General features: G+C 69.3%; 27 protein-coding genes. 9 read left to right on the top strand and 18 right to left on the bottom strand.

The annotated features are described in order from the left end of the window. On the bottom strand, positions 1–1,071 hold the full coding sequence (locus tag ACIA58_RS27100) for a LacI family DNA-binding transcriptional regulator (protein ID WP_396406603.1): 1,071 nt from the start codon (positions 1,069–1,071) through the stop codon (positions 1–3). 35 nt (positions 1,072–1,106) lie between these two features. Next, positions 1,107–1,628: a dihydrofolate reductase family protein gene (locus tag ACIA58_RS27095; protein WP_396406602.1), complete on the bottom strand. Its 522-nt coding sequence runs from the start codon at positions 1,626–1,628 to the stop codon at positions 1,107–1,109. Positions 1,629–1,714: 86 nt separating this feature from the next. On the opposite strand from ACIA58_RS27095, the gene ACIA58_RS27090 reads away from it, so the two are divergent. Next, positions 1,715–2,455, top strand: coding sequence for a hypothetical protein (locus ACIA58_RS27090; RefSeq protein ID WP_396406601.1), 741 nt, complete (start codon positions 1,715–1,717; stop codon positions 2,453–2,455). Positions 2,456–2,494: 39 nt separating this feature from the next. Continuing rightward, entirely contained in the window at positions 2,495–3,952 is a 1,458-nt protein-coding gene (locus tag ACIA58_RS27085; RefSeq protein WP_396406600.1) for a peptide MFS transporter, read from the top strand. On the opposite strand, the gene ACIA58_RS27080 is transcribed toward ACIA58_RS27085, so the two are convergent. The 3 genes from ACIA58_RS27080 to ACIA58_RS27070 are packed head-to-tail and all read right to left on the bottom strand — an operon-like array spanning position 3,933 to position 5,937. Then, positions 3,933–4,832 (bottom strand): alpha/beta hydrolase, encoded by a 900-nt coding sequence (locus tag ACIA58_RS27080; protein ID WP_396406599.1) that lies wholly within the window; start codon positions 4,830–4,832, stop codon positions 3,933–3,935. The two genes, ACIA58_RS27085 and ACIA58_RS27080, sit on opposite strands and share 20 nt — an antisense overlap. Then, positions 4,829–5,356: a hypothetical protein gene (locus ACIA58_RS27075; RefSeq protein ID WP_396406598.1), complete on the bottom strand. Its 528-nt coding sequence runs from the start codon at positions 5,354–5,356 to the stop codon at positions 4,829–4,831. The genes ACIA58_RS27080 and ACIA58_RS27075 overlap by 4 nt, the downstream gene beginning before the upstream one ends. A gap of 53 nt (positions 5,357–5,409) precedes the next feature. After that, complete coding sequence (locus ACIA58_RS27070; RefSeq protein WP_396406597.1) at positions 5,410–5,937, bottom strand: CGNR zinc finger domain-containing protein; 528 nt, start codon at positions 5,935–5,937, stop codon at positions 5,410–5,412. A 54-nt stretch (positions 5,938–5,991) separates the two neighbouring features. On the opposite strand from ACIA58_RS27070, the gene ACIA58_RS27065 reads away from it, so the two are divergent. Further along, positions 5,992–6,909: a 2-dehydropantoate 2-reductase gene (locus ACIA58_RS27065; protein WP_396406596.1), complete on the top strand. Its 918-nt coding sequence runs from the start codon at positions 5,992–5,994 to the stop codon at positions 6,907–6,909. On the opposite strand, the gene ACIA58_RS27060 is transcribed toward ACIA58_RS27065, so the two are convergent. After that, the gene (locus ACIA58_RS27060; protein WP_396406595.1) at positions 6,906–7,523 is read right to left on the bottom strand and encodes a hypothetical protein; all 618 of its coding nucleotides are present in this window, start codon (positions 7,521–7,523) and stop codon (positions 6,906–6,908) included. The two genes, ACIA58_RS27065 and ACIA58_RS27060, sit on opposite strands and share 4 nt — an antisense overlap. A 162-nt stretch (positions 7,524–7,685) precedes the next feature. On the opposite strand from ACIA58_RS27060, the gene ACIA58_RS27055 reads away from it, so the two are divergent. Together ACIA58_RS27055 and ACIA58_RS27050 are read left to right on the top strand one after the other, a co-directional pair. Next, positions 7,686–9,611, top strand: a complete 1,926-nt coding sequence (locus ACIA58_RS27055) for a histidine kinase (protein WP_396407820.1) — start codon at positions 7,686–7,688, stop codon at positions 9,609–9,611. Next, on the top strand, positions 9,599–10,249 hold the full coding sequence (locus tag ACIA58_RS27050; RefSeq protein WP_396406594.1) for a LuxR C-terminal-related transcriptional regulator: 651 nt from the start codon (positions 9,599–9,601) through the stop codon (positions 10,247–10,249). The genes ACIA58_RS27055 and ACIA58_RS27050 overlap by 13 nt, the downstream gene beginning before the upstream one ends. A gap of 214 nt (positions 10,250–10,463) precedes the next feature. Here ACIA58_RS27050 and ACIA58_RS27045 read toward each other — a convergent pair whose 3' ends face one another. Next, positions 10,464–10,889 (bottom strand): MarR family winged helix-turn-helix transcriptional regulator, encoded by a 426-nt coding sequence (locus tag ACIA58_RS27045; protein WP_396406593.1) that lies wholly within the window; start codon positions 10,887–10,889, stop codon positions 10,464–10,466. A gap of 189 nt (positions 10,890–11,078) precedes the next feature. Between ACIA58_RS27045 and ACIA58_RS27040 the strand changes: the two genes are divergently transcribed. Together ACIA58_RS27040 and ACIA58_RS27035 are read left to right on the top strand one after the other, a co-directional pair. After that, positions 11,079–12,908 carry an ABC transporter ATP-binding protein gene (locus tag ACIA58_RS27040; RefSeq protein WP_396406592.1) on the top strand — a complete coding sequence of 610 codons (1,830 nt, stop codon included), beginning with the start codon at positions 11,079–11,081 and terminating at the stop codon, positions 12,906–12,908. 71 nt (positions 12,909–12,979) lie between these two features. Then, positions 12,980–15,313 carry a glycosyl hydrolase family 95 catalytic domain-containing protein gene (locus ACIA58_RS27035; RefSeq protein WP_396406591.1) on the top strand — a complete coding sequence of 778 codons (2,334 nt, stop codon included), beginning with the start codon at positions 12,980–12,982 and terminating at the stop codon, positions 15,311–15,313. Here ACIA58_RS27035 and ACIA58_RS27030 read toward each other — a convergent pair. Then, on the bottom strand, positions 15,298–16,095 hold the full coding sequence (locus ACIA58_RS27030) for an SDR family NAD(P)-dependent oxidoreductase (RefSeq protein ID WP_396406590.1): 798 nt from the start codon (positions 16,093–16,095) through the stop codon (positions 15,298–15,300). The two genes, ACIA58_RS27035 and ACIA58_RS27030, sit on opposite strands and share 16 nt — an antisense overlap. Before the next feature lie 139 nt (positions 16,096–16,234). Next, positions 16,235–16,999, bottom strand: coding sequence for a maleate cis-trans isomerase (locus ACIA58_RS27025; protein ID WP_396406589.1), 765 nt, complete (start codon positions 16,997–16,999; stop codon positions 16,235–16,237). 64 nt (positions 17,000–17,063) lie between these two features. Here ACIA58_RS27025 and ACIA58_RS27020 point away from each other — a divergent pair, with 64 nt between their 5' ends. Further along, positions 17,064–17,900, top strand: a complete 837-nt coding sequence (locus ACIA58_RS27020) for a class I SAM-dependent methyltransferase (RefSeq protein WP_396406588.1) — start codon at positions 17,064–17,066, stop codon at positions 17,898–17,900. A 53-nt stretch (positions 17,901–17,953) separates the two neighbouring features. On the opposite strand, the gene ACIA58_RS27015 is transcribed toward ACIA58_RS27020, so the two are convergent. From ACIA58_RS27015 to ACIA58_RS26980, 8 genes are all read right to left on the bottom strand, one after another. Beyond that, on the bottom strand, positions 17,954–18,169 hold the full coding sequence (locus ACIA58_RS27015; protein WP_363872959.1) for an antitoxin: 216 nt from the start codon (positions 18,167–18,169) through the stop codon (positions 17,954–17,956). Between the two features lie 79 nt (positions 18,170–18,248). Next, positions 18,249–19,004, bottom strand: coding sequence for an isocitrate lyase/phosphoenolpyruvate mutase family protein (locus ACIA58_RS27010; protein WP_396406587.1), 756 nt, complete (start codon positions 19,002–19,004; stop codon positions 18,249–18,251). Positions 19,005–19,009: 5 nt separating this feature from the next. Further along, on the bottom strand, positions 19,010–19,957 hold the full coding sequence (locus ACIA58_RS27005) for a sigma-70 family RNA polymerase sigma factor (protein WP_396406586.1): 948 nt from the start codon (positions 19,955–19,957) through the stop codon (positions 19,010–19,012). Further along, positions 19,957–21,285 carry a DHA2 family efflux MFS transporter permease subunit gene (locus ACIA58_RS27000; protein WP_396406585.1) on the bottom strand — a complete coding sequence of 443 codons (1,329 nt, stop codon included), beginning with the start codon at positions 21,283–21,285 and terminating at the stop codon, positions 19,957–19,959. Before ACIA58_RS27000 ends, ACIA58_RS27005 begins: the two co-directional genes overlap by 1 nt. A 128-nt stretch (positions 21,286–21,413) precedes the next feature. Continuing rightward, positions 21,414–21,854, bottom strand: coding sequence for a PaaI family thioesterase (locus tag ACIA58_RS26995; protein ID WP_396406584.1), 441 nt, complete (start codon positions 21,852–21,854; stop codon positions 21,414–21,416). A 68-nt stretch (positions 21,855–21,922) separates the two neighbouring features. Further along, entirely contained in the window at positions 21,923–22,642 is a 720-nt protein-coding gene (locus ACIA58_RS26990) for an anti-sigma factor domain-containing protein (RefSeq protein WP_396406583.1), read from the bottom strand. After that, positions 22,639–23,211 (bottom strand): ECF RNA polymerase sigma factor SigK, encoded by a 573-nt coding sequence (sigK, locus tag ACIA58_RS26985; protein ID WP_396406582.1) that lies wholly within the window; start codon positions 23,209–23,211, stop codon positions 22,639–22,641. The genes ACIA58_RS26990 and sigK overlap by 4 nt, the downstream gene beginning before the upstream one ends. 59 nt (positions 23,212–23,270) lie before the next feature. After that, a complete protein-coding gene (locus ACIA58_RS26980) occupies positions 23,271–23,930 on the bottom strand; it encodes a fasciclin domain-containing protein (protein ID WP_396406581.1) in 660 nt (219 codons plus the stop codon). 157 nt (positions 23,931–24,087) lie between these two features. Here ACIA58_RS26980 and aroQ point away from each other — a divergent pair, with 157 nt between their 5' ends. After that, positions 24,088–24,693, top strand: coding sequence for a gamma subclass chorismate mutase AroQ (gene aroQ / locus ACIA58_RS26975; protein ID WP_396406580.1), 606 nt, complete (start codon positions 24,088–24,090; stop codon positions 24,691–24,693). 1 nt (position 24,694) lies between these two features. On the opposite strand, the gene ACIA58_RS26970 is transcribed toward aroQ, so the two are convergent. After that, entirely contained in the window at positions 24,695–25,690 is a 996-nt protein-coding gene (locus tag ACIA58_RS26970; RefSeq protein WP_396406579.1) for a hydroxyacid dehydrogenase, read from the bottom strand. Positions 25,691–25,692: the final 2 nt, after the last annotated feature.

The following is a 25,692-nucleotide window of genomic DNA, read 5'->3' as shown; positions in this document are numbered from 1 at the left end:
TCAACGCGTCACAGCGGTCGTGCCCGTGGCCGTCCCCTTGGCCGTCACAGCAGCTGTCACGGCGGCTGTCACGGCGGCTGTCACAGTGGCCGTGGTGGCCCGGATGACGAGGTGGGTGGCGATCGTGACGCACTCCGCCCCCGGGTCGGGGACCTCGAGCAGCTGGATCAGGAGCTTCGCGGCCGCCGCGCCAGCGGTCGCAGCTCCGGCCGAGACGCTGGTCAAGGCCGGCGTGGTCAGCGCGGCGAGGGTGTCGTCGCAGCCGACGAGGCTGAAGTCCGACGGCACCGAGATGCCGCGGAGCTCGAGCCCGGCCAGCACGCCCTGCGAGACCACGTCGTCGAACGCGATCGCCGCGGTCGCACCGGACCGCACGATCGCCGACACCGAGTCCCGCCCGGCTGCATAGCTCGGTCGACCGACCTCGATGACCTCCACGGACAAGCCCGACGCGGCCGAGGTCAGCACATCCCGGCGCTGCTGGTCAGACCATGAGTCACGCGGCCCGGCCAGGTACGCGAGCCGCTGATGGCCGAGCTTCTTCAGCAGCATCACGGCCTCGGTCATCCCGCCCGACGAGTCGATCAGTACGCGTGGAATGCCCTCCAGATCGCGGTTCACCAGGACGACCGGACGACTCGCGGCCAGCTCGCGGATCAGCTCCTCGGACAGTCGGGGCGAGGCCAGCACGAACCCCTCCACCTGCGGCGCGAGCCGGGCGATCAGCTTCGCCTCCCGCTCGGCGGACTCGTCGGAGTCGCCGAGGAACACCGCCAGGTCGGCGGTCTCGGCGGCCAGTTGCAGGCTCCGGACGAGCGGCGGGAAGAACGGGTTCGCGATGTCGGGTACGACGACCGCGATGTTGCCGAACCGTCCGGTCGACAGCGCCCGCGCTGCCTGGTTGCCGACGTACCCGAGCCGGGCCGCGACCGCGCGCACGTGGTCGACGGTCTCGGGGCTGAGCAGCTGCGGCCGGGTGAAGGCCCGCGACACCGTCGACCGCGAGACCTGTGCTGCGGCGGCGACGTCGCCGATGGTGACCCCCGGCGCCCGGTGCGTACGTGGCGGCATGCGACCACGGTAAAGCACACGTGCAACCGGTTGCACTACCGAATGACCTCGAAGCGGTAGTTCATTCCCTCGGCGCGGAGCACCTGCAGGCGGGTCGGCGACACTCCTGGGCTCTCGTAGAAGCGGATCCCCTCACCCAGCAGGACCGGAACGATGTGGAGGACGATCTCGTCCACCAGGCCCGCGTCCAGGCTCAACCGGGGTACGGTCCCGCCCGTGACGACCAGGTTCTTCCCGGCCGCTGCCTCCAGCCCGCCGGCCACCACCGACCGGATGTCGCCGGAGACATAGGTGAACTCGGGGATCGGGTTCGTGGCCGGGTCCTTGCGCGTGTAGACCAGAACCGGCCCGGTCCAGGCGCCGCCGTACGGGCGGCTCTCGCCGACCTTGTCGATCCGCTTCCCGCCGCACAGGAAGGCGCCGGTGGTCGCGATCACCTCCGCGCCGAGGCCGGACGGGCCGCCGTCGCCGAGGGTCATCCAGTCGACGCTGTCGTCGCGGTCGCCGATGAATCCGTCGAGGGACATGGTCATGTGCCAGATCACTTTTCCTGTCATGAGACCACCCTCACCGCAGTCGGGCTTCAGTGCAGCCCCTGAGCGAGTAACACTGTAGGTGCGACGCCTGGTTGGACAACCGGGCGATGGGGCACTGGATGCACATGGTGGACGTCGAGCTGCGGTATTTGCGCATCTGGCGGGCAGCCGTGGGACTGCTGGCCACGATCGGAGTCGTTGCGTCGCTGGTGTTCGTGTCACCGGCGACGAACCTGGTTGCCTTCCTTGTCGCCGCGTTCACAGCGGGAGCGGTCTGCCTGAGTATCGGTCTGGGCCGTGATCTGCCGGCCGGCGACCTGGTGTACGTCGTCCCGCGCTGGGCCGTGCTCGGCGGACTCTTCGTGCTGGCGGTCTGCGGGTACGCCGCCGCGGTCGGAGCGCGGACCGTGGCGCTCATCCTCCTGGTCGTCGGCGTGTCCCCGCCGGTCGTCAGCTGGCTCCGCGCCGGGCGGATCGACAAAACCCCTCGCGAGGTCCGGCGGCACCGGCCGATAAAGTTGCCAAAGGCATCGGATAGCCTGCTCCAGGTCGTCCAGTCCGACGGCAGGCCGGCCGAGGAATGGGTGCTGCCGAAGTACCTCGCCGCGGTGGTGCGCAGCGTCGGCGAGCTGAGTGACGACGAGTTGTGCCTGGCCTGGCGGCGGAGCTTCACCCAGCTCCAGCGGGTCCTCGGACCGGACCGTCGGCAGGCGATGATCGACGTGCGGCGTGCATACCTCGACGAACTCGAGCGCCGCCATCCCGATTCCTTCGCCGCCTGGCTGGCCTCGAACCCCCGGGCGGCCGGCAACCCGGCCCGGTTCTTCACCCACCGCGCTGAGCACTGACCCACACCCCCTGAGCCGATCACCGAGGAGAGCCCTGTCGTGAGCAGCCCGGAGACCGATCAATCGCAACGCACGTTCTTCGGCCATCCGCCGGTGCTGGCGAACCTGTTCGGCGTCGAACTGTGGGAACGTTTCTCGTTCTACGGCATGCAGGGCATCCTGCTCATCTACCTCTACTACCCCGCCGACCGCGGCGGCCTCGGCATCGACGAAGCCACCGCGACCAGCATCGTCGGGGCGTACGGCGGGCTCGTCTACCTGTCCACCATCCTCGGCGCCTGGCTCGCCGACCGCCTGCTCGGTCCTGAACGCACGCTGTTCTACGCCGCGGTCGTCGTGATGGCCGGTCACATCGCGCTGGCGTTGATCCCAGGCCTGGCCGGGGTCGCGGTCGGGCTGGTGCTGATCGCCGTCGGCAGCGGCGGTGTGAAGGCGAACGCCACCTCCCTGGTCGGGACGCTGTACCGCGAGGACGACGACCGCCGCGACGGTGGCTTCTCGCTGTTCTACCTCGGCATCAACCTCGGCGCCTTCGCCGGACCTCTGCTGACCGGCCTGCTGCAGAAGAACGTCGGCTTCCACTACGGCTTCGGGTTGGCCGCGGCGGGAATGTTCCTCGGCCTGGTTCAGTACGGCGCCGGCCGCCGTCGACTGAGCGACGACGCCAGGCGGGTGCCGAACCCGCTGGACCCCGAGACGATGCGCAGGGTCCTCATCGGCGCAGCGGTCGCGCTGGTGGTCGTCGTCGTGTTCCTGATCTCCGGCGTCCTGCCCGCCTCGCGGTACGCGCTCGCGGTCGCGATCATCAGCGGCCTCGCGGCGATCGCGTATTTCGTCGTCATTCTCGGCAGTGGGCGGCTGACCGACGTCGAGCGGAGCCGGGTGCTCGCGTTCATCCCGTTGTTCATCGCGAGCGCGGCGTTCTGGTCGCTGTACCAGCAGCAGTTCACCGTGGTGACCGTGTACTCCGACCAGCGCCTGGACCGGAACCTCTTCGGCTGGGAGATGCCGGTTTCGTTCGTGCAGTCGATCAACCCGGTGATGATCATCGTCCTGTCCGGCGTGTTCGCCGCGCTCTGGACGAAGCTCGGTTCGCGACAGCCGTCGACGCCGATCAAGTTCAGCGCCGGGCTGGCGGTGATGGGGATCGCGTTCCTGCTCTTCCTGACCATGGCCGGCGGCGGGCCGAACAGCGCACCGCTGCTCGGCCTCGCCGGCATCCTGCTGGTCTTCACGATCGCCGAACTGCTGCTTTCACCGGTCGGTCTCTCCTTGTCGACAAAACTCGCTCCCGAGGCGTTCCGCACCCAGATGGTCGCCCTGTTCTTCCTCTCCGTGGCGCTCGGTACGGCGATGTCCGGCGTACTCGCGAAGCTCTACAGCACCGACCACGAGACGCCGTACTTCGGTGTCATCGGTGGGGTCGCGCTGGCACTGGGTGGGTTGCTCGCGCTGGCGGCCCGTCCGATCCAGCGACTCATGCGCGGCGTGCACTGAACGCGGTGCGGAGCTCCGCCCCGATCAGCTCGACCGCATGCCGCCCGGCCGAGAGCGCGGCGGGGAAGTTGAGGAACGCGTGCATGGTGTCGGCGTACTCGACCAGTCGTGTCGGTACGCCGTCCTGCCTGAGGCGACTCGCGTACGCGAGGGCGTCGTCGCGCAACGAGTCCCGTCCGGCGGCCAGCATGAGCGTCGGCGGGAGACCTGCGAGCGAGTCGGCCTGCAACGGTACGGCGGTTGCGGGGATGTCATCGGTTGCGAAGTACCACTCGTGCCAGTCCGCGTCCGGATGCAGATCCAGGGTCGGGTAGCAGAGGATCTGGCGGTCGGGGAGTGGCGTGCCCTCGTCCCGGGCGATCAGACACGCGCCGGCGGCCAACGCGGCGCCGGCGCTCTGGCCTCCGGCAACGATCCGGCCGTCTCCGTTCAGCTCCGTCAGGTGCGTGCGGATCCACTGGAGCGTCTCGTAGGCGTCGTGAAGCCCTGCTGGACAAGGGTTCTCGGGCGCCAGGCGATAGTTGAGCGAGACAACGGTGACGTTGCCGTTGGCAGCGATCCCCGAGGTCGCGTACTCGATGTCGCGCAGGTGACCGCCGACGAACCCGCCGCCGTGCAGCCAGAGCACGATCGGCCGTGGCTGCGTCGAGTACCGATAGACCCGCGCTTGCAGCGTCCGTCCCGGCAGCTCGATCGTCAGGTCCTCCAACGAAACCCGTGGATCGCGCTCACCGGCCAACGCTGCATCCGGCAAATCTTCCCGGTCCAGCAGCAGCGCCTGGTACGGATCGACATCCGGAACAGGCAGGTCGGCGAGCACCTTCAGCAGCGCATCGGTCTCGGACCCGTACTCCGGGCTGTCGATCAGGTCGGGCCTCATGCGGCGACCGGCTGCAGGTGACGGGCCGCGTGGGCGAACAGGAAGCCGTCCGGCGTCGTGGACACATACTCGGCCAGTGCCCCGATCCCGCCGTCGAAACCGGCACCCGTCGAGGGATCGGCCCACGCCTGGTCGTCGTACTGCTCGATCTCCGCGATCAGTGCAGCGCCGACGCTGTGGAACCGGTGAAGGACCAGCTCGGACGGGATCCGTCGGCCCGCCTCGACCCCGCCCAGGTTGAGGGCGCACCCGATGTCCGCGGTCTCCCAGCGTGCGTCGAGACTCCAGTGCAGCCGTCCTGCCTTGGCATCCCGCAGTACGGCGAGGTTGATCTCGTCCCACATCAGCACGTGCGCGACCAGGTCGTGCAACGAGTCGCAGAAGTCGCCGAGCGGCCCGGCGGTCACCTCGTACGGCGCCTGCAGTTCGTCCTCGCTCTTGCCCTCGACCCGGCTCAGCAGGAGTTCTTGATCGCGGCGGATCATTCCGGCCGCCTGCGCCGGAGCAGTTGTCGGTGTACGCATGCCGACAATCAACCAGCCCGGCTCCCTGCGGCCCGGTGGATTGCGCGAACTCCTCAATCCGTCGCGCGGTACGTCGCCATCTTTGCCCGGGCGCCGCAGGTGTTCATCGAGCACCATCGGCGTTGACCGGGGCGGCTCGCGTCGACGAAAAGCAGGGAACAGTCTTCGGACGCGCAGGCCCGGATCCGCTCGGCCAGCGGACCGGTGAGCAGATCGACGGCATCTCGGGCCAATCGGCTGAGCAGATCTGGGACATCTGTCAGGGCTGTGGCTACGCGACGATCCAGCGTCAGGCGCGGGCCTGCCAGCGGGCGGCTGCTCCACTGGTTGACCACGTCGAGATCGGCCGGCAGCGTCGTGCCGGTGAAGAGCCGGTAGAGCGCCTCCCGGAGCTGGACCGCCTGACCGTAGGTGCGGCGAGAGATCGGCACCTCGTCCTGGGTGAGGCCTGCCGCCCGGAACCAGCGAGCCAGGTCGGCCGGCTCGGGCATGCGCTCGAACGGCGCCTGCTCCCGCTTGCCGACGGTCGCGGTGAAGTCGACCGACGGCCGGCCGCCGACCCAGGTGAAGCGCGTGTCCATGGCCGTAGCCTATCATCGGTGTTACCAGTTAAACCGGTAACAGAGGAGCAGCTTGTGAGGATCGGGATCATCGGCGCGGGCGGCGTGGGTGGGTACTTCGGTGCGCGGCTGGCCGCGGCGGGTCAGGACGTCGGATTCGTCGCGCGGGGAAAGCACCTCGAGGCGCTGAGGTCGGACGGGTTGGTCGTGCGAAGCCCCGTCGGCGATCTCCAGTTGCCGGTGCTGGCGACGAGCGATCCGGCGGAGATCGGCGTGGTCGACTACGTCCTGGTCAGCGTGAAGACGTGGCAGCTGTCCGAAGCGATCGGCTCGATCCGGCCGCTCGTCGGTCCGGACACCGCGATCGTCACGGTGCAGAACGGCGTGGAAGCGCCGGATCAGGTGGCCGAGTCGTACGGACGGGACGCCGTACTGCCCGGTGCTGCGGAGGTGATCGCGTACGTCGATGGCCCGGGGTTCATCCGGCACCTCGGCGCCGGCAAACTGACGTTCGGCGAGTGGGACAACCGGCAGTCTTCCCGCACCGACCAGCTCAGGGGCGCGTTCGTCACCGCCGGGCTGCAGGCCACGGTCGCGGAGGACATCTGGGCCGCGCTGTGGGCGAAGTTCCTGTCGGTCGTCCCCAGCGGCGGCCTCGGTACGGCGACCGGCGCAGGGTACGGCGTCCTCCGTACCCATCCCTCCACGCGCCGGCTCCTCACCGAGGCCACCACCGAGATCCGCGACGTCGCCGTTGCCCGAGGCATCCACCTCGCCGAGGACGTCGTGCCGCGGACCCTCGCATGGATCGACGGACTCCCCGCCGACGGCACCACATCGCTCCAGCGCGACCTCATCGCCGGCCGTCCCTCCGAGCTGGACGCGTGGACCGGCGCCGTCGTCCGCCTCGGCAACGAGGCAGGCGTTCCGACGCCGGTCAACACGTTCCTCTACGAGCTTGCGGGCGGCCGAGCGCTTGCCGCCGGCAACTAGTCGACCCGGGCCGTGATCCGGGGCTCGGCGGCCGCGGTTGCCCGCCGGGTGTGGACGGCGGCGAACAGCACGCAGAGCGTGAGCCCGTAGACGGCGACCCCGACCGGGAGCGCGCTGGTCATGCTCAGGCCGATCAACACCAATGACCAGACGCCTGCGAGCAGCGCGGCGTACCGCTGCCAGCCGGTCCAGTCGGCCGACCGCAGTACGGCGATGCCGGCGACGAGCAGGCCGATCGCGGTGAGGGCGACGCCCAGACCGAAGAACGCGCCGACGACCTGTGCGCCGGTATCGTCGAGCTGCTGGTCCTTGATCGGAATCGACGCGAGTTCCGCGAGGAGCAGGACCAACGTGGCACCCGCGGCGATCGCGGCCCCGATCCGGCCGCCGCGGGTGGTCATCGCCCGGAACACCGCGACCATCCCGAAGAACACGAGCAGATGCAGGACGGCGTACCCGATCGAGACCGGGACGAAGGCGTCACTGCTCCACGGGTAGCTCCACACCTTGTCGGAGATGTCGGACGCCGGTTTGACGACGGCCTCGACGGCGATACCGGTCAGTGTGGTCACGGCGGCGCCGACCAGGCCGAGCACGGTCAGATTGCGGTTCATGGTTCCCCACCTTTCGAAGATTGTGCTTCGACGGTAGGAATCGGTCGTTGCCGCGCACATCGGCAGCAGTACGACATTCGTGTAGGTGCCAGCACTGTTGGCGGGACGGTCCGGCGCTGCCACGATGGTGGAGTGGGAGGGCGTCGGCCGGTGCCGGCCGTGATGTTCGGGATATGCGTGGTCGCGGAGATCGCCGCGATCGGCCTGTCGTGGCGGCTCGAACCGGTCTACGACACGCTGCTCTACGGGCTGTTCGCCCTGACGACGGTCGGGGCGGGTGCCCTGATCGTGCGACGGCGGCCGGAGAACGCGATCGGGTGGCTGTTCTGCGGTTTCGGAGTGCTCAACGCGTTCGCGTCGGATCTCGCCGAGGGATGGGGTCTCCGTGCGGCCGCGGAGGGGTGGCCGGGCGGCCCCGTCGGCGAGGCGATCTCGGCGGTCAGTTGGCTGCCGAGCGGGTACGGCTGGACGCTGACCTTCCTGCTGTTCCCGACCGGTCGGTTACTGAGCCCGAGGTGGCGTCCGCTGCCCTGGACCGGCGCCGTGGGCCTGCTGATCAGCATGGCGGCCTGGTCGCTCAGCCCGGATCGCGGTCGCGACTTCGTCGCGGGGCGCAATCCCTGGGCGGTCGCCTCGCTGCCGACCGGACTCTTGCTGGCGGTCGGGATGCCGCTGTTCCTCGGCTCGCTGCTCGGCGCGGTCGCCTCCCTCGCCGTACGCTTCCGGAGGTCGACCGGCCTGGAACGGCAGCAGCTGAAGTGGTTCGTGCTCGCCGCGGTGGTCGCGGGCATCGCGCTGCCGACGAGCTTCGTGCTCTGGTACGTCACCCCGGCGGCCGGCATCATCGCCGCGATCGCCCTCATCGGACTGCCGTTGGCGGCCGGAGCGGCGATTCTGCGGTACCGGCTGTACGACATCGACTTCTTCATCAGCCGCACCGTCGCGTACGCGGGCCTCTCGCTTCTGCTGGTGGCGGCGTACGCCGTGCTGACCGTTGCCTTGGGCGCCTTTCTCGGCCGGGGCTCGGCCTGGACCGCGGCGGTCGCGACGCTCGTCTGCGCAGTCCTGTTCCGGCCGTTGCGGACCCGGATCCAGGACGTGGTCGACCGGCGCTTCAACCGGTCCCGGTACGACGCGCTGCACCGGATGACCACCTTCCTCGACGACGTACGCGCGGGCCGGCGACCGCCGGAGGACGTGCAGTCGGTCCTCGGCGAGATCCTCGGCGATCCCGCGCTGGAGTTGCTCGTCTTCCTCCCCGAGAGTCGTCGGTACGTCGACCTGTCCGGCGCGACCCGGGACGACGCCGGCGGCCGGCACCGGATCGCGATCGAGCGGGGTGATCAAGCGATCGGAGTCGTGCGATACGACGGGACCGACCTCGGGCCGGACCTGGTACGGCGGGTCGTCGAGGACGGCGGGCTCGCGGTCGAGATCGCCCGGTTGCGCGCCGAACTCAACGTGCAACTCGTCGAGGTCAAGGCCTCCCGCGCCCGTATCGTCACCGCCGCCCACACCGAACGCCGCCGGATCGAACGCGACCTCCACGACGGCGCCCAGCAACGCCTCGTCTCGATCGGCCTCGCCCTGCGCCACGCCCAGCACCAACTCGGCACCGGAGCCGCTGGGGTTCGGGCGACGCTGGAAGGAGCGGTTGCGGAGGCGACGATCGCCATCAGCGAGTTGCGGGAATTGGCGAGAGGGCTTCCGCCGGCGCAGCTCGACGCGGGGCTTGCGCCCGCCTGTCAGGAGTTGGCGCGGCGGGCTCCGCTCCCGGTCTCGGTGCGGATGCCGGACCGTCGATTCGACACAGGTGTGGAGGCCGCGGCCTACTTCATCTGCTGCGAAGGCCTCACCAACGCCGTCAAGCACGCCGACGCCACCCGCGTCGACCTGATCGCCGACCACGACCGTGAGCATCTCGTCGTCCGGGTTGTCGACGACGGCATCGGCGGCGCGGCGCCACGCCACGGCACCGGGCTCATCGGTCTCGCGGATCGGGTCGCGGCCCTGGGTGGCACGTTCCAGGTCCAGAGCCGACCCGGCAGCGGTACGACACTCGTCGCGGAGCTGCCATGCGGATCGTGATCGCCGAGGACCAGGTGCTCCTGCGGGAGGGGCTGAAGATGCTGTTCGTCGACGGCGGCCACGAGGTGGTCGCGCCCCTCGGCGACGCGGACGGTCTGCTCGACGCTGTCTCGGCGTACCGGCCGGATCTCGTCGTCGCGGACATCCGCATGCCGCCGACCCACACCGACGAGGGCGCCCGCGCGGCGCAAGAGATCAAGAATGCGCATCCGGAGCTCGGCGTACTGCTCCTCTCACAACACATCGAGACGCAGTACGTGGTCGACCTCGTGTCACGCGGCGGATTCGGTTACCTGCTGAAGGACCGCGTGCTCGACGTCGCCGAGTTCCTCGCTGCGGCTGAACGGGTCGCCGGCGGTGGCTCGGCGCTGGATCCACAGGTAGTGGCCGGCCTGGTCGCGCGACACGATCCGCTGGGGACGCTGACCGAGCGCGAACGCGGCGTACTCGGGCTGATGGCGGAGGGGCTGACGAACAGCGCGATCGCCAAGCGGCTCTACCTGAGTGAACGTACGGTCGAGGCGCACGTGCGCCACCTGTTCACCAAGCTGTCGCTGCCCGAGAGCGAGGACGGTCACCGCCGCGTGCTCGCCGTACTCGCTCATCTCGGCGCGGCTACTCCAGGCCGAGGCCAGTGAGCACGTCCATCACCGAGCGGTCCGGCGGGGCGGCGACCAGGCCGACATCAGTACGGCGCCCGCCGGGCTGTATCCGCGCCGCCCGAGGGCCTGACCCGCCCCGCGCAACACCAGGGGTTATCCCCTGAAGTTGCTCCTTCTCCCCTCGTATACCGGGGGAGAAGGAGCAAGGCGTGGGGATATCCCCTCGCGTGGTCGTGGGTGGAGGGGCGGCTCAGTCTTCGGCGAGGCGTTGGAGGAGTTGGGTGAGGGTCTGCTGTTCGGCGGGGGTGAGGCGGGACAGTTGGCTGACCATCACGTCGCGGCGCTTCTCGCGGAGGGTGTTGAGGATCTCGCGGCCGTTCGGGGTGAGGTCGACCAGTGTGGCCCGGCGGTCGTGCGGGTCGGGTTGCCGTTCGACGAGGCCGGCCGCTTCGAGGTCGTCCACCACGGACGTGGCTGAGCGCGGGACGATCCCCAGTTGGGCGGCCAGTTCGCTCAGGCGGAGCGTGCGGTCGGCGCGGTCGAGGGTCCGCAGTACGCGGAACTGCCCGTGCGTGACGCTCGTGCCGAACCCTTCCCGCGAAGCCCTCCGCTGCCGCCGGACGATCCCGTCCAGCAACGCTGCAATCTGCTCCGCGGCATCCTCCGGCCCATGCATGGGCAGAGCCTAGTATCCGGCGGCCCGCAGGGCCGTCGCGCACGCGTGGGAACAAATCGGCATCTTGTGAGGTTCTCTCATAGTGAGTTAACCTCAGTATAACTGTTCCCTGCCGAAAGGGTCTGCATGTCACAGATTTCTGGACTTCCCGGCGGGGGAGGCGGAGGCGGGCGTGCGATGCGCTCGCTGATGAAAGACTCCTCCGTTCGTCACCACAAGCTGTCCGCCGGCACGCTCCGGCGGATTCTCTCCTTCGCCCGGCCGTACCGCGGCTACCTGGCCTTCTTCCTCGTACTCGTCGCGTTCGACGCCGGCACCGGCGCGGTCACCCCGCTGCTGTTCCGCGCGATCATCGACAAGGGGATCGTCCCGGGCCACGCCCAGGTCGTCGTCTGGCTCGCCTTCGTCGTCGCCATGCTGGCGGTCGCGAACGGCGCGATCACCCTCGGCGAGCGCTGGTTCTCCGCGCGCATCGGCGAAGGTCTCGTCTACGACCTGCGTACCGCCGTCTTCGACCACGTGCAGCAGCTGCCCGTCGCCTTCTTCAGCCGGACCCAGACCGGCGCCCTGATCCAGCGGCTCAACGGCGATGTCCTCGGCGCCCAGCAGGCGTTCACGTCGACGCTCTCGAACGTCGTCAGCAACCTGCTCAGCGTCGCCCTCGTGCTCGGCGCGATGTTCGTGATGTCGTGGCAGATCACCCTGCTCGCGCTCGTCGTGATGCCCCTGTTCGTCATCCCCGCCCGGCTCCTCGCCGGGAAGTTGCGCGAGGCAACCGCCGAGACCTACAAGCTCAACGCCACGATGGCGCAGACCATGACCGAGCGCTTCAACGTCGCCGGCGCGGTGCTGGCCAAGGTCTTCGGCCGCACCCAGGACTCGTCCCGCGACTTCGCCGGCAAGGCCGCCCGCGTCCGCGACATCGGCGTCACCACCGCGATGTACGGCAGCATCTTCCGTGTCTCGCTCACCCTGGTCGCCGCGCTCGCGGTCGCCCTCGTGTACGGCGTCGGCGGCGTCTTCGCGGTGGAAGGGGCCCTCGGCATCGGCACGGTCGTTGCCCTGACGGCGTACCTGAACCGCCTGTACGGCCCGCTGACGGCGCTGTCCAACATCCAGGTCGACGTGATGACCACGCTGGTCAGCTTCGAGCGGGTGCTCGAGGTTCTCGACCTCGCGCCGATGGTTGCCGACCGCAAGGATGCCCGCGAGCTGCCGCCGACCGTGGAGCCGTCGATCGAGTTCGACCACGTGTCGTTCCACTACCCGTCGGCCGAGGAGGTGTCGCTCGCCTCGCTCGAGTCGGTCGCGACGCTGTCGGCCGAGACCGGTGAAGAGGTGCTCAAGGACGTGACATTCACCGTCGAGCCCGGCCAGCTGGTCGCCGTCGTCGGCCCGTCCGGCGCCGGCAAGTCGACGCTGTCCTCGCTTGTCGCCCGGATGTACGACGCAACGGGTGGAGCCGTCCTGGTCGGCGGCCACGACGTACGCGAAGTCACGCAGAGCTCGCTCCGCGCGGCGATCGGCGTCGTCACGCAGGACTCGCACATGTACCACGACACGATCCGCGCCAACCTGCTCCTGGCCCGCCCGGACGCGACCGAGGACGACCTGCACTCGGCGCTCGTAGGAGCCCAGATCGCGACGCTCGTCAACAGCCTGCCCGACGGCCTGGACACCGTGGTCGGCGACCGCGGCTACCGGCTGTCCGGTGGTGAACGCCAGCGCCTCGCGATCGCCCGGCTGCTGCTCAAGTCCCCGTCGATCGTCATCCTCGACGAGGCGACCGCCCACCTCGACTCCGAGTCGGAGGCCGCGGTCCAGGCCGCACTGGCCAACGCGCTGGTCGGCCGTACATCGCTCGTCATCGCGCACCGCCTGTCGACGATCCGCAACGCCGACGTCATCCTCGTCCTCGACGAGGGCCGCATCCGCGAACGCGGCACCCACGACGAGCTCCTGGCCCAGGGCGGCCTGTACGCCGACCTGTACGCCACGCAGTTCGCCAAGGCGGCCTAGAGGGTGCGCTGACTGACCGCCAGCTGGACCCCCGGTCGCGGCCCGGTACGCGCTCGGGGGAGGATCGCCGCATGAGAGATCGGATGACTGCGGCGGCCACCGAACTGACGTACGACGCTCCGGCGGCGAACTGGCTGGAGGCGCTGCCGCTCGGCAACGGCCGGATCGGCGCCATGTCGTTCGGCGGGCCAGGCCAGGACCGGATCGCGCTGAACGACGAGACCTGCTGGTCCGGCAGCCCCGAGACCACCCGCCGGCTCGCGACCCCGCTCGGCGAGGTCGGTGCCGCCGCGGTGGACCGGATCCGCGCCGCGCTCGCCGACGGCGACGTACGGACGGCCGAGGAACTCGCCCACGGGTTCCACAGCGGCCACTCGCAGGCGTATCTCCCGCTCGGCGATCTGCTGCTCGACTTCCAGGTCGACGGCGAGGTCACCAACTACCGTCGCCGGCTGGACCTCGACACCGCAACAGCCAGGGCCGACTACGAAGTGGCCGGAGTCCAGGTCTGGCAAGAGGTCTATGTCAGCGCGCCGGCCCAGGCATTGATCCTACGTCTGGGTGCTTCGCGGCCGATCGACGTGACGCTCACGCTGGCCTCGCAGCTGCGCGCGACCACGCAGACAGCCGGCGACGACGGCCTCGCGCTCCTCGCCACCTGCCCGTCGTCCGTCCCGCCGCCGCACGGACGGGCGGGCATGGCGATCGAGTACTCCGACGGCGACGATCGCGGGATGAACGCGGCGATCGTCCTGCGCGCCCGCACCGACGGATCAGTCACGCCGACGGACGAAGCGCTGACGATCGGCAACTCCACCGATCTGCTGGTCGTGCTCTCGACCGCCACGGGCTACGAAGGCCCGCACACTCCTCCGACTCGGACGGGTGACGAGTGCCGAGAGGCCGCAGATGCCGTGGTCCGCGCCGCGCTGGACCGCTCGGCAGAGCTGCACGACGAACACGTCGCCGACCACCAGCGTCTCTTCCGTCGTTCGGTCCTCAGCCTGCCGTCGACCGCGGAGCTGACCACCGACCGCCGCCTGGCCGAAGCGTCCGACGACCCCGGCCTCGCGGCATTGATCTACAACTTCGGCCGCTACCTGATGATCGCCAGCTCGCGCCCCGGCGGCCTGCCCACCAACCTGCAAGGCATCTGGAACGAACACCTCCAGCCGCCGTGGAGCAGCAACTACACGGTCAACATCAACACCGAGATGAACTACTGGCCGGCCGAGACCACATCCCTGTCCGAGTGCCACGAGCCGCTCCTCCGGTACGTCGGCGACCTCGCCCGCGCGGGACGGCGTACCGCCGAGGACCTGTACGGCGCCAAGGGGTGGGCCGCGCACCACAACGCGGACGCGTGGTGCTGGACCGCGCCGGTCGACGGCAACCCGAAGTGGGCGAACTGGCCGATGGCCGGCGTCTGGATGTGCCGCCATCTCTGGGACCACTTCGCGTTCACCGGCGACCGTGAGTATCTCCGTGAGGTCTGGCCGGTACTGCGTGGCGCCGCCGAATTCTGCCTCGACTGGCTGATCGAGCTCCCGGACGGCACACTCGGCACCGCGCCGTCCACCTCACCGGAGAACGAATACATCGCCGCGGACGGCAGCCCAGCCTCGGTCACGATCTCCTCGACGATGGATCTCTCGCTGATCACCGACCTGTTCGACCGGTGCGCACAGACGGCGGACGAGCTCGAGCTGTCCGATCCGCTCGTCGACGACCTGGCCGCCGCCCGCAAGCGCATCCCCGATCCGCAAATTGGTGGCCGAGGGCAACTACAAGAGTGGCTCGACGACCTGCCGGAGGCCGAGCCGCTGCACCGGCACACGTCTCACCTGATCGGCCTCCACCCGGGTGACCAGATCACCCCGGACGGTACGCCGGGACTCGCCGCGGCCGCCGCCCGCACGTTGGAGTTACGCGGCAACAAGAGCACCGGCTGGTCGCTCGCCTGGCGGATCTCGCTCTGGGCGAGACTGCGCGACGGCGCGGCCGCGCACCGCCTGGTCGGTGAGCTGCTCACACCCGCCGGCGACTCGGGCACGGACTACGTCGGCGACGGTTCCGGCCTGTACCCGAACCTGTTCTGCGCGCACCCGCCCTTCCAGATCGACGGGAACTTCGGCGCCACCGCCGGGATCGCCGAGATGCTGCTGCAGAGTCACACCGGCGAACTCGAGCTCCTTCCGGCGCTCCCGTCCGAGTGGCCGGAAGGCGCGATCACCGGCCTGCGTGCGCGTGGCGGCGTCGGGGTCGACCTGGAGTGGTCGCCGTCGGCCGCAACCGCCGTACTGACAGCCGATCGGGACACCACCGTCGTAGTTCGGCACGGTGATCGGCGTCAGGAGATGACGCTCGGCGCCGGTGTCCCGGTGACCTGTCAGGTCACGTCCTGAACATGCAGAACGGTGCCGGTCTCCAGGTCCCGGTCGAGGAGCGACCACATGGTGCGGGCAACGTTCTCGGGTTTCGAGAGGTGGCCGAGGGCCTCCATTTCGCGGAAGCGGGTCGACTCCGGCACTTCGTCGGGACTGGACGCACGGAGTTCGGCCTGCATGGCGGTGTCGAGCGCGCCGGGTGACACCGAAATCACCCGGCAGCCGGGACTTCGGCGCCGCTGTTCCAGCCCGACCGTTCGGACCCATTGGTCTATGCCCGCTTTGCCGGCGCAGTAGCTCGCCTCGCCTTCGTGCGGCCGCTGCGCCGCGCCGGACGACACCATGATCAGGTGCTGCTCGCACTTCCGGCCGGACACCGCTCTCAGGAACGAGTGCCCGAGAACCTGAGCGGCCGCCGAGTTGAGCAGGACGTTCCGGGTGTACAGCGTGGTGTCGACGTGATCGGCCGAGCCGAGCGGCGTCAGCGTCCCGGCGTTGTGGATGAACACCACCAGCTCCGGATCGTTCACCTCGATCCGGTGCCGGAAATCCTTGTCCACCACCGGCCACGACGCAGGGTCGGCAAGATCGACCGCGACGTGGTGCGCCCCCGGCGTACCACCGCGACGCGAGATGTCGACCAGCTCCGCGCCCTCGAACGGGATCGTCGCCGCCAACGCCGCCCCCAGGCCCGCAGAGGCTCCCGATATCCAGATCAAGATCCGCCGCAGCGGTATCACTTTCCTGTCCCCGAGCGCAGGCAAAAATCCAGCATCATGCAACCCCCTGCAGCGCCCCATCATCCCCTTGGCTGAAGAGAGTACGTCTCAAATCCCTGCAAACGAAGACCTTCCGGCGTTTCTGACCATGAGCGAGCACTCAGCTGCGGGGTGTCCGCAGACCTCCGCGGAAGCTGAGTGTCCGCTGAGTGTTCGTTGCCTAGTGCACCGCGAACAGCTGCCCGTATCTCGTCGGTCGGGCCGCGCAGTGTGCAGCTTGGAGCAAACCCCACAACAGCGCGGAGTTCGCCGTCACGACCGGGCGACGCAGATCCTCTTCCAGTGCGCCAATTATGCCGACTGCGCGGAACCCGTTACCCCCGACGAATACCGCATCTGCGTCTGCCGGCGTGTGCTCGGCAATCCACGCGAACAGCTCCGACGGGTTGATGCTGCGTTGGTTGCTGGGCAGTTCGCAGGCGGCGTGTGCAACGACGTCCAGGCCCTGCGCCACGAAGTAGTCGGCACCTAACTGGTCCAGCTCGGTGTCGAACCATGGTGGGTCGAACAGCGCGATGCGATTGATGCCGAGCGCACCGAATCCGGCGACGGCGGCCGCGCACGGTGCAACGACCGGCATACCGGCGCGTTCAGTCAAGCGATCGACTACCTTGCGCTCGCCGTCCGGACCTCCGGCGTACGACGAACTGGTGAAGCCGATGCCGATGGCATTGATCGGCGCCGCGGCCAGCAACGCCGTCGCGTCGTCGATCACGGGCGGTTCGACGAAGGCGTGGACCGGTGCCAGCGGAATCGTCGGATCCATCACTCCACCAGCGGCCATCCCGCCGAACGGCACGCGGGTCGAGTGCACACAGACACCCTCCGGTGCCATCGCCTGCAGTTCTGATTCGGGTCCGACGTCACCGTGCGGTACCAGGACACCGAGCCGGGTACGCACGTCCCATCCGTCTGATGGCCACATGAGCCCCTCCCTTCCCCCACAAAAGAGTGTGCGTCCGATTCGGCGCCGTCGGTAGCCTCGGTCGGTGAACAACGACTGGGACTGGCAGTGGGACGCGAGCTTGTACGCCGGGAGCGCCCGGCACTACGCGGTGGGGCGGATGGCTTACCCGGTGGCGTTGGGCGAGGCGATCCGGGACGAGTTGGGGCTCGACGGGCGCGGGCGGCTGCTGGATGTCGGGTGTGGGCCAGGCCCGCTGACGTTGCTGCTGGCACCGTACTTCGCCGAAGCCGTGGGGGTGGATGCGGACGGTGAAATGATCGAGGTGGCCGCCGCGCGGGCCGCTGAGCAGAAGCTGAGCACTGTGAAGTGGCACCGGCTGCGCGCCGAGGAACTGCCGGGCGACCTCGGGAAGTTCCAGGTGGTGACGTTCGCGCAATCCTTCCACTGGATGGATCAGGAGCTGGTCGCCGACCGCGTGCGGGGGATGCTCGAACCAGAAGGCGCCTGGGTCCACGTGGGCGCGACGACCCATCGCGGGATCGACGGAGCGGACGACCTACCGCATCCGAGGCCGCCGTGGAAGGCGATCGAGGCGCTGGTGGCGCGGTACCTCGGCCCGGTACGGCGTGCCGGCCGGAGCGTACTGCCGACCGGAACGCGGCCGGGCGAAGAGGTGGTGATGCGTGCCGCCGGGTACAGCGGGCCGACGCGGGTAGTCGTCGGTGGCAACGAGGTCGAGGAGCGCACCGTGGACGACGTCGTGGCGGCCGTGTTCTCCCTGTCGAGCTCGACGCCGCATCAACTCGGCGCGCAACTGTCCGCCTTCGAGGCGGACCTGCGCGAACTGCTGGCGAAGGGCGCCGACAACGGCTTGTTCTCCGAACAGCGCCGAGAGATCGAAGCCGTCATCTGGCGCTGACACGCCGTTCGAGGGGGTGAGCCCCCTCGAACGGCCAGGCGTGTCAGGACTCGTCAGGACTCGTTGTCAGGGATGTCGTCGTTCTCGCCGTCCAGGTTGTCCAGCTGGTCCTTGGCGGCATCGGTGCCCTGATCGATCTTGTCGCCGTACTTGCCGCCGGTCTTCTCGTCGGCGAAGTCGCCGGCCTTGTCCAGGCCCTCGCCTACCTTGTCGCCGTGGTCGTCGACCAGGTCGCCGGCCTTGTCCTTCATGTTGTCGAACATACCCATCGTCGTTTCCCCGTTCTGTCGATGGTTGCTGTGTACAACGCTCGCAGTACCCGATCCCGGGGATCCCACACACAGCAGGTCAAGCGGCAAACGGATTCCGGTCCGCTTGCAGCGCGGGGAGTACGGCGCCCGCGAACACGCCGTACAGGTGCCGCTGGAACATCGGGCCGAAGCTGATCCGGGCCACCCCTCGCGCTGTGTAGTCGGCGACGGAGTGCGCGCCCTGTCCGTACGCGACGTTCACCGGGCCGTCGATCTGCGTCGTCAGCGTGCTGATCAGGTCCAGCTCGCCGACGCCGATCGGGTACACGCAGTCGGCGCCGGCATCGAGGTAGCGGGCCGCGCGATCGAGTGCGCTCTGTAACTGTTCCTCCGCCGAGCCGGCCTTGCGCAGGAAAGCGTCGATGCGCGCGTTGATGACCAGCGCATCACCGGCCGCGGCCCTCACCGCGGCGAGGAAGTCGGCCTGTTCGGCCGGATCCACCATGTCACCGGTGGCCGGATCGGAGTCCTCGAGGTTGAGGCCGACGGCGCCGGTGGCGAGGAAGCGTTCGACAAGTTCGCCCGGTGCGAGCCGGTATCCGCGCTCGAAGTCGACCGTGACCGGCACCGACACCGAGTGCGCGATCCGGGCCGCGGCGGCGAGTACGTCGTCGACCGGGACCTGCTCGCCGTCGTCGTACCCGAGCACCGCCGCGGTCGCGTTGCTGCTGGTCGCGATCGCGCCGAACCCGGCCGCCTCGACGACCCGCGCCGAGGCCGCGTCCCACGCGTTCGGTACGACGAGCGGGGTGCCGGGGACGTGCAGCGCTCGCAAAGTAGTTGCCAATGACATCGAAATCAGCTCCCGTGGATCAGGGGCAGCCCGAAGGCTGGGAACAAAGCAGGTTGGTGGAAGGCGAGCACGGCCGAGATGCCGGCCGTCGTCAGGGTCAGCGCCTTGATGGAGTGCGCGTGGTACCGCCCGTCCGTGCCGCGGATGTAGAGCGCGAAGGCGGGCTGGCCGTTCGCCGAGGTCTCGACCAGGACGCGCCGATCCGGCCCCGGCCGCAGCTTCGAGTCGAGCAGCCGCAGTACGTCGCCACGCCCGCTGAACCAGGTCGGGATCGGCGGCATCTCCCACCGCGCGTCCTCGGTGAACAGCCCCTCCAGCACGACCAGGTCCTTGCTCTCCATCGCCGCCTGGAACTGGTCGAGCAAAGCCCGTCGCAGCGGCTCGGGCGGCTCCCGCAGCTCGTCCTCACGCGGCCGCAGCCGGGCGAGCTCGGCCCGGGCCCGCTGCAACGAACTGTTCACCGCCGCAGTTGTTGTGTCGAGCAACGATGCGACGTCCGCTGCCGGCCAGGTGAGCACTTCACGCAGGATCAGTACGGCACGTTGCCGCGGTGGAAGATGCTGCATCGCGGCAACCATTGCCAGCCGCAAGCTTTCCCGGTCGCCGACCACCGTGGCCGGGTCGGCCCCGAGCAGCTGGTCCGGGAAGGGCTCCAGCCACGGCACCTCGAGTGCCTGGGCGTGCAGCTCGTCCGGATCGTTGCCCGGGGCACCCAGCGCCGACGGGACGACCCGCCGGCTGCTGTGCTGCAGGAGGTTGAGGCTCACGTTCGTGGCGATCCGGTACAGCCAGGTGCGGACCGTCGAACGGTGCTCGAAGTTCGCATGACCCCGCCAGGCGCGCAGGTACGTCTCCTGGACCGCGTCCTCGGCGTCGTGCAGCGAGCCGAGCATCCGGTAGCAGTGCGCCACCAGCCCACCCCGGTGCTGCGCGAACTCCTCCTCGAGGTTCATCAGACTCCTTCCACCACCAACTCGTCGACCCGGTCATCGGTACGGCGACGCCGTGCCGCGATCGCGAAGCCCGAGACCGCCCCGAGCAACGACAGTACGCCGCCGCCGGCGAGCGCCCGCTCGAATCCGTGACCCGTGTAGCCACCGGCCGCGGTGAACACCGACCCGAGTACGGCGACGCCGGCCGCGCCCCCGAGCTGACGGTTCATGCTGTAGATACCGGATGCGATACCAACGGCCTCCCGCGGCAGCGCCGACATCGCCGCGCTCTGTGCCGCGGGCATCGCCAGCGAGATCCCGCAGCCGCAGATCACCAGCGGTGCGATGAGGTCGTAGTAGTGATCGCCGCCGCGGCTGACCCAGAACATGCCGACCGTCTGCAGCGCCATACCGATCACGACCAGCGGACGCTCGCCGACACGATCGACCAGCCCGCCCGCGATCGGCCCGACCACGAACAGCGTCGCGGTCCAAGGCAGCAGCTGCAGACCGGCCTTGAACGGCGCCGAGCCAAGCTCGGCCTGCATGTACTGCGAGAGGAAGAACACCGCGCTGAACAGTGCGGCGCTGAGGAAGAAGCCGGCCGAGTTCGCCGCGGTGAAGGTTCGGTTCCGGAAGAACTCCAACGGCACCATCGCGTGATCGGACCGCCGTTCCCACAGCGCGAACGCCAACAGCATCACGACGCCGACCGCGAACGCGGTGAGGACTTCGGCGCTCGCCCAGCCCGCCGACTCGCCACGCACCGTGCCCCAGACCAGGCCGAGTACGCCGAGACTGATCAGCACCGAGCCGACCAGGTCCAGCCGTCGGGCCGGCCCGGTGCTCTCCGGGATCTTCGCCAGCACCAGCGCGATCGCGGCCACGCCGATCGGTACATTGATCCAGAAGATCCACTGCCAGGACAGCCCCTCGGTGACCGCGCCGCCGATCAGCGGGCCGCCGAGTACGGCGATACCGGTCACGCCGCTGAACACGCCGATCGCCTGGCCGCGTCGCTGCGGCGGGAACGCCGCCCCGAGCAAGCCCATCGCCAACGGCATCACCATCGCCGCACCGACGCCCTGCACGGCCCGCGCCGCGATCAGGAATGGCAGGGAGGTGGCCAGCGCGCAGGCGACGGACGCGGCCGTGAAGAGCGCCAGCCCGGACGCATAGGTACGGCGTCGGCCCAGGCGGTCACCGATCGCGGCGGCCGTCATCAGGAGCATCGCGAAACTCAGTGCATAGGCGTTGACCGTCCATTCCAGCTCCTCGGCGGACGCGCCGAGGTCGCTACGGATCGTGGTCAGGGCCGCAGCCACCACGAGAACGTCCAACGCGACCATGACCGACCCCAAGGAGGTCAGCCCTAGAACCCATCGTTGTTGACCTGTCATTCGTGCAGAGGATTGCTTCACACCTGTACAGACCAGCGGGACGGGCCGAACTCATCGCTGCGATGAGTACGAGTTTCTCAGCGCTCGGGCCGGGCCTCGACCTGGATCAGGGTCTGCTGACCGACGGCGACCAGCGTGCGGCGGACGCCCGCGACGGCGAACACCTCGAGCTTGCAGATCGTCAGCGTCCGGCCCGGCTTGATCACGGTGCCCACGGCCTCGAGCCGCTCACCCTCGGCCGGCGCGAGCAGGTTGATCTTGAACTCGACGGTGAGCACCGTCGAACCTTCGGGAAACACGGTGAGGGCGGCATACCCACCGGCGCTGTCCGCGATCGAACTGGTCGCGCCCGCGTGAAAGTAGCCGTGCTGCTGGGTCACCTCGGGCCGGCTCGGCAGCTCGATACGCACCTCACCAGGCCCGATATGCGAGATCCGCGCCCCGAGGTGCTCCATCAACCCTTGCCGCTCGAAACTCTCCCGCACCCGCGCCCGTACGTCGGCAGCAGCTTCCTCCATGCGAGGAGCCTACAAGGCCGGCTTCGGCGGTCAGCCGCGAGTTTGACCATGCCCCTGGCGGGCTTCTTTTAGGTCAGGGGGACCACGGCTGCTGCTGGGAGGGTTGGGGTGGGGGAGCCGCCGGGGGGTTCGATGGTCAAGCCGAAGGTGGCCATGCCGGTGGTGGAGCCGTTGACCACCTGGGTGATGTCGCCGGTGGCCAGGCCGATCGAGGTGGCCTTGTTCGACGGGTCCATCATCCAGAGCTGCCAGGTGCGGTCCGCGGGTAGTTTCGGCAGGTCGCGCAGTACGACGACCGACTTGTCGGCCTTCGTGGACAGGACGATCGTGGCCTGGCCGCCGCCTTCGACCGTGCCGTGGACGGTGTGTGCGTCGGGCTGGGCCAGTACGGACGCCATCTGCTGGTTGGCGCGCTCCGCGGCGGTCCGGTCCTGGTACTGGTCGACCGCGACGCCGCCTGCCGCCGCCACCGCGAGAGCCGCCGCGGCCAGCGCGAACATCGAGCGTCGGGTGAAGCGCCGTACCTTCGGACTCGATTCGACGACAGGTAGCTGCGGGGGTAGTTGCCGGACGTCGTTGATGGCCGCCATCACGCTCGCCTTCAGCGCGGGCGGCGGCGGGGTCGAGACCTGCGTGGCCAGCTTGACCGCGGCCTGGCGCAGCTCGGCGACCTCTGTCGTACAGAACGAGCATTCGGCGAGGTGGGCCTCGAAGCGGGTTCGCTCGTCCTCGGGCAGTGCGTCGAGGACGTACGGGCCGGTCAGGGTGTGTACGTCGGAATCCGTCATGACCGTTCCCCCTTCGAACCCGGAATCGTCTGTGTGGTGCCGAGGCAGTCGCGGAGACGGATCAGGCCGTCGCGCATTCTCGCCTTGATGGTCGGAAGCTTGGCGCCGAGTTGGTGAGCGACCTCGGGGTAGGTGTACCCGTTGTAGTACGCCAGCTCGATCGACTCGCGCTGGAGCTCGGTCAGCGTGCCGAGGCAGCGCCGTACCTGCTCGGCCTCGAGGCGGGTGGTGACCGTGTCGGAGACCTGGTCGAAGTCGACTTCGGCGGACCGGGCCCCGGCGAGGTCGGTCCGGTCCGCCGCTGCCTGCTCGGAGCGGACCCGATCGACCGCCCGGCGATGGGCGATCGTGAGGATCCACGAGTGCGCCGAGCCGCGATCGGCGTCGTACCTGGTCGCGGTCCGCCAGACGTCGATCATCACTTCCTGTGTAACCTCCTCCGACTGGGCGGGGTTGCGCAGGATCCGGCGGACCAGGCCGAACACCCAGGGGGAGACCCGGTCGTAGAGTGTGCTGAACGCGGCGGTGTCACCGGTGGCGGTCAGCACCAGCAGGTCGCCATCGGTCACCCCGCCGGATCGCACAGGCGATCCGGCGGGCCAGGGAAGCGAAGTGGGTTCGTTCACGGTCAGCTTGCCGGGGGCATCAGCACGGAGTCGATGAGGTACACCGTAGCGTTCGCGGTCCGTACGCCGCCGCAGATGACGTTGGCGCCATTCACCTTGAGGCTGTCGCCCGAGCCGGTGACCATGACGTCCTGCTTCTCCACGGTCGCGTGGCTGCCGACCACCGCGGACGGGTCGAGCTGACCGGCGACCACGTGGTACGTGAGGATCTTGGTCAGCAGCGCGTCGTTCGTCTTCAGCGTGTTCACGGTCGCGGCCGGGATCTTCGCGAAGGCCGTGTCGACCGGCGCGAAGACGGTGAACTCGCCGCCGTTGAGCGTGGAGACGAGGTCGACCTTCGGGTTGAGCTTGCCGGAGACCGCGGCCACCAGGGTCGTCAGCAGCGGGTTGCCCGAGGCCGCGGTGGCCACGGGTGCGGCCGCCATGCCGTCGATGGAGCCGGCGCCGCTCGGGTTGGCCTTCGCGTACGCGGCGCAGCCCGGGCCGACCATGCCGCTCGCCGCTTCACTCATCGACGGGGTCGTGGTGGCGGAAGGCGTGCTGGACGTGCCGGCCGCCGTACCGGAGCTGTTGTTGTCGTCGGAACCCCCGCAGGCGGACGCGGTCAGGGCGAGGGCCAGCGCGGTGACGGCGAGACCGGCGCGGGTGAGGTGCTTGGACATGACGTCATCTCTTTCCTAGCGAGGTTGCGGACACCGGTACTTCGGAGCCGCTCACACCCCGGATGGGTTCGAGATTCTTGAAAGTGAACAGCTGTGCACCCCCGGCGGCGTACAGTCGCGAGCCGTTCTGGACTGTCACCGGAAAGGGTGGGAAATAGTGCTTCGCAAGCTGATCACCACAGCTGTGGCCGCGAGCGCGGTCGGCGGGTTCGCGCTGACGGCGCCGACGGCGAACGCGGCGCCTCCGCAGGCCGGGGTCGTGCACGAGGCTGCCGCGAACCGTGCCGCGACGTTCGACGGGCTGACCGAGTTGATGATCCAGCGGATCGTGATCGGTGACGATGTGGCGGCGTCGAAGTACTTCAGCGGGAAGCCGGTCGACGACCCGGTCCGCGAGCAGCAGATCCTGGACTCGGTCCGGCTGTCCGCCGTACAGCTCGGCATCGACCCGGACTCGACCGCGGCGTTCTTCCGGGCGCAGATCGAGGCGAGCAAGGTCGTCCAGCGCGGTCTGCTGGCGTACTGGGCCGCCCACCCGGAGAAGGCGCCGGCCAGCGGTCCGGACCTCAACGTGATCCGCGAGAAGCTCGACACGCTGACCACCCAATTGCTGGCCGAGCTGGTCCGCGTCGACCACCTCCGTCAGACAGGCCTGCGCTGCGACATCTCGCTCGTCGTCTCGACCGCGAGCGGCGAGATCCGCCACCACCTGGACGCGCTGCACCGGCAGGCGCTCCGTACAGCCTCGGCGACCGTCTGCTGAGTCACCCCATCCGGGCGAGCGCGGCCTCGGTGAGCTCGTACTGAAGGGGCTCGCCGGCCGCGTAGCGCTCGATCTCGCCCGCGGTGATGTCGCCCATCCCGAGGTAGCACTCGACCGTCGCCGCGGCCTGGTGCGGGGTCAGGAGAACGTTCGGGAGGCCGCGGTACGGGCTGTCCGACGGGAGCGGCTCCTCGTCGAAGACGTCGAGGGCCGCGTCGATCCGGCCGGACCGAAGCTCGGCGACGAGCGCGTCCGAGTCGATCAGCCACGAGCGGGCCGTGTTGACCAGCGACGACCCGTCGGGCATCAGGGCGAGCTCGCGGGCCCCGATCAGGTGATGCGTTTCGGGCAGCGTCGGTGCGTGCAGGGCGACCACCCGACTCGTGCGGAGCAGTTCGTCCAGGTCGATCCGCTGTACGCCGAGCCGCGCCGCTCCATCGTCGGTCAGATAGGGGTCGTACACGACCGTCTCCGCGCCGAGCGCCACCAGCATCCGGATGTACTCGAGGCCGGTCCGCGACGCCCCGACCACCCCGATCCGCGACGCCGTGAGCCCATGCTGCGGCGGTACGGTGTCGCGCCACGCCCCGTCGTGCATCTGGTGGTCGAAGCGGTGGATCCGGTGCAGCAGGGTCAACGTGAACGCGAGCGACACCTCGGCCACCGGCTCCGCCATCGCCTGGCCCGCCTGCGTGATGCGCACCCCGCGCCGGAACATCTCGCCGGTGACGAAATGCTTGACCGACGACGCACTGTGCGCGACCAGTCGCAACCGATCGGCCTTGCCGAGCACCGCTGCGGTCAACGGCGTCGCACCCCACGACGTGATGAGTACGTCGGTCCCGGGCAACGCCGCCGTCAACGCCTCGGCATCGCCCGGTTCGTCGAGTACTACGACGTCCCCGAGCGCCTCGAGTCGCGCAACGCTCGTCGCCCCGAACACCATTTCCCGGAACGACGGCGTCGCCGCGAGCACTATCCGTAGCTTTCCGGCCATGG

The sequence above is a fragment of the Kribbella sp. NPDC051586 genome (assembly GCF_044453965.1).
Lineage (GTDB): Bacteria > Actinomycetota > Actinomycetes > Propionibacteriales > Kribbellaceae > Kribbella.
Note: the sequence above shows the minus strand (reverse complement) of the source record. Positions and strands in the feature narration are given on the sequence as shown.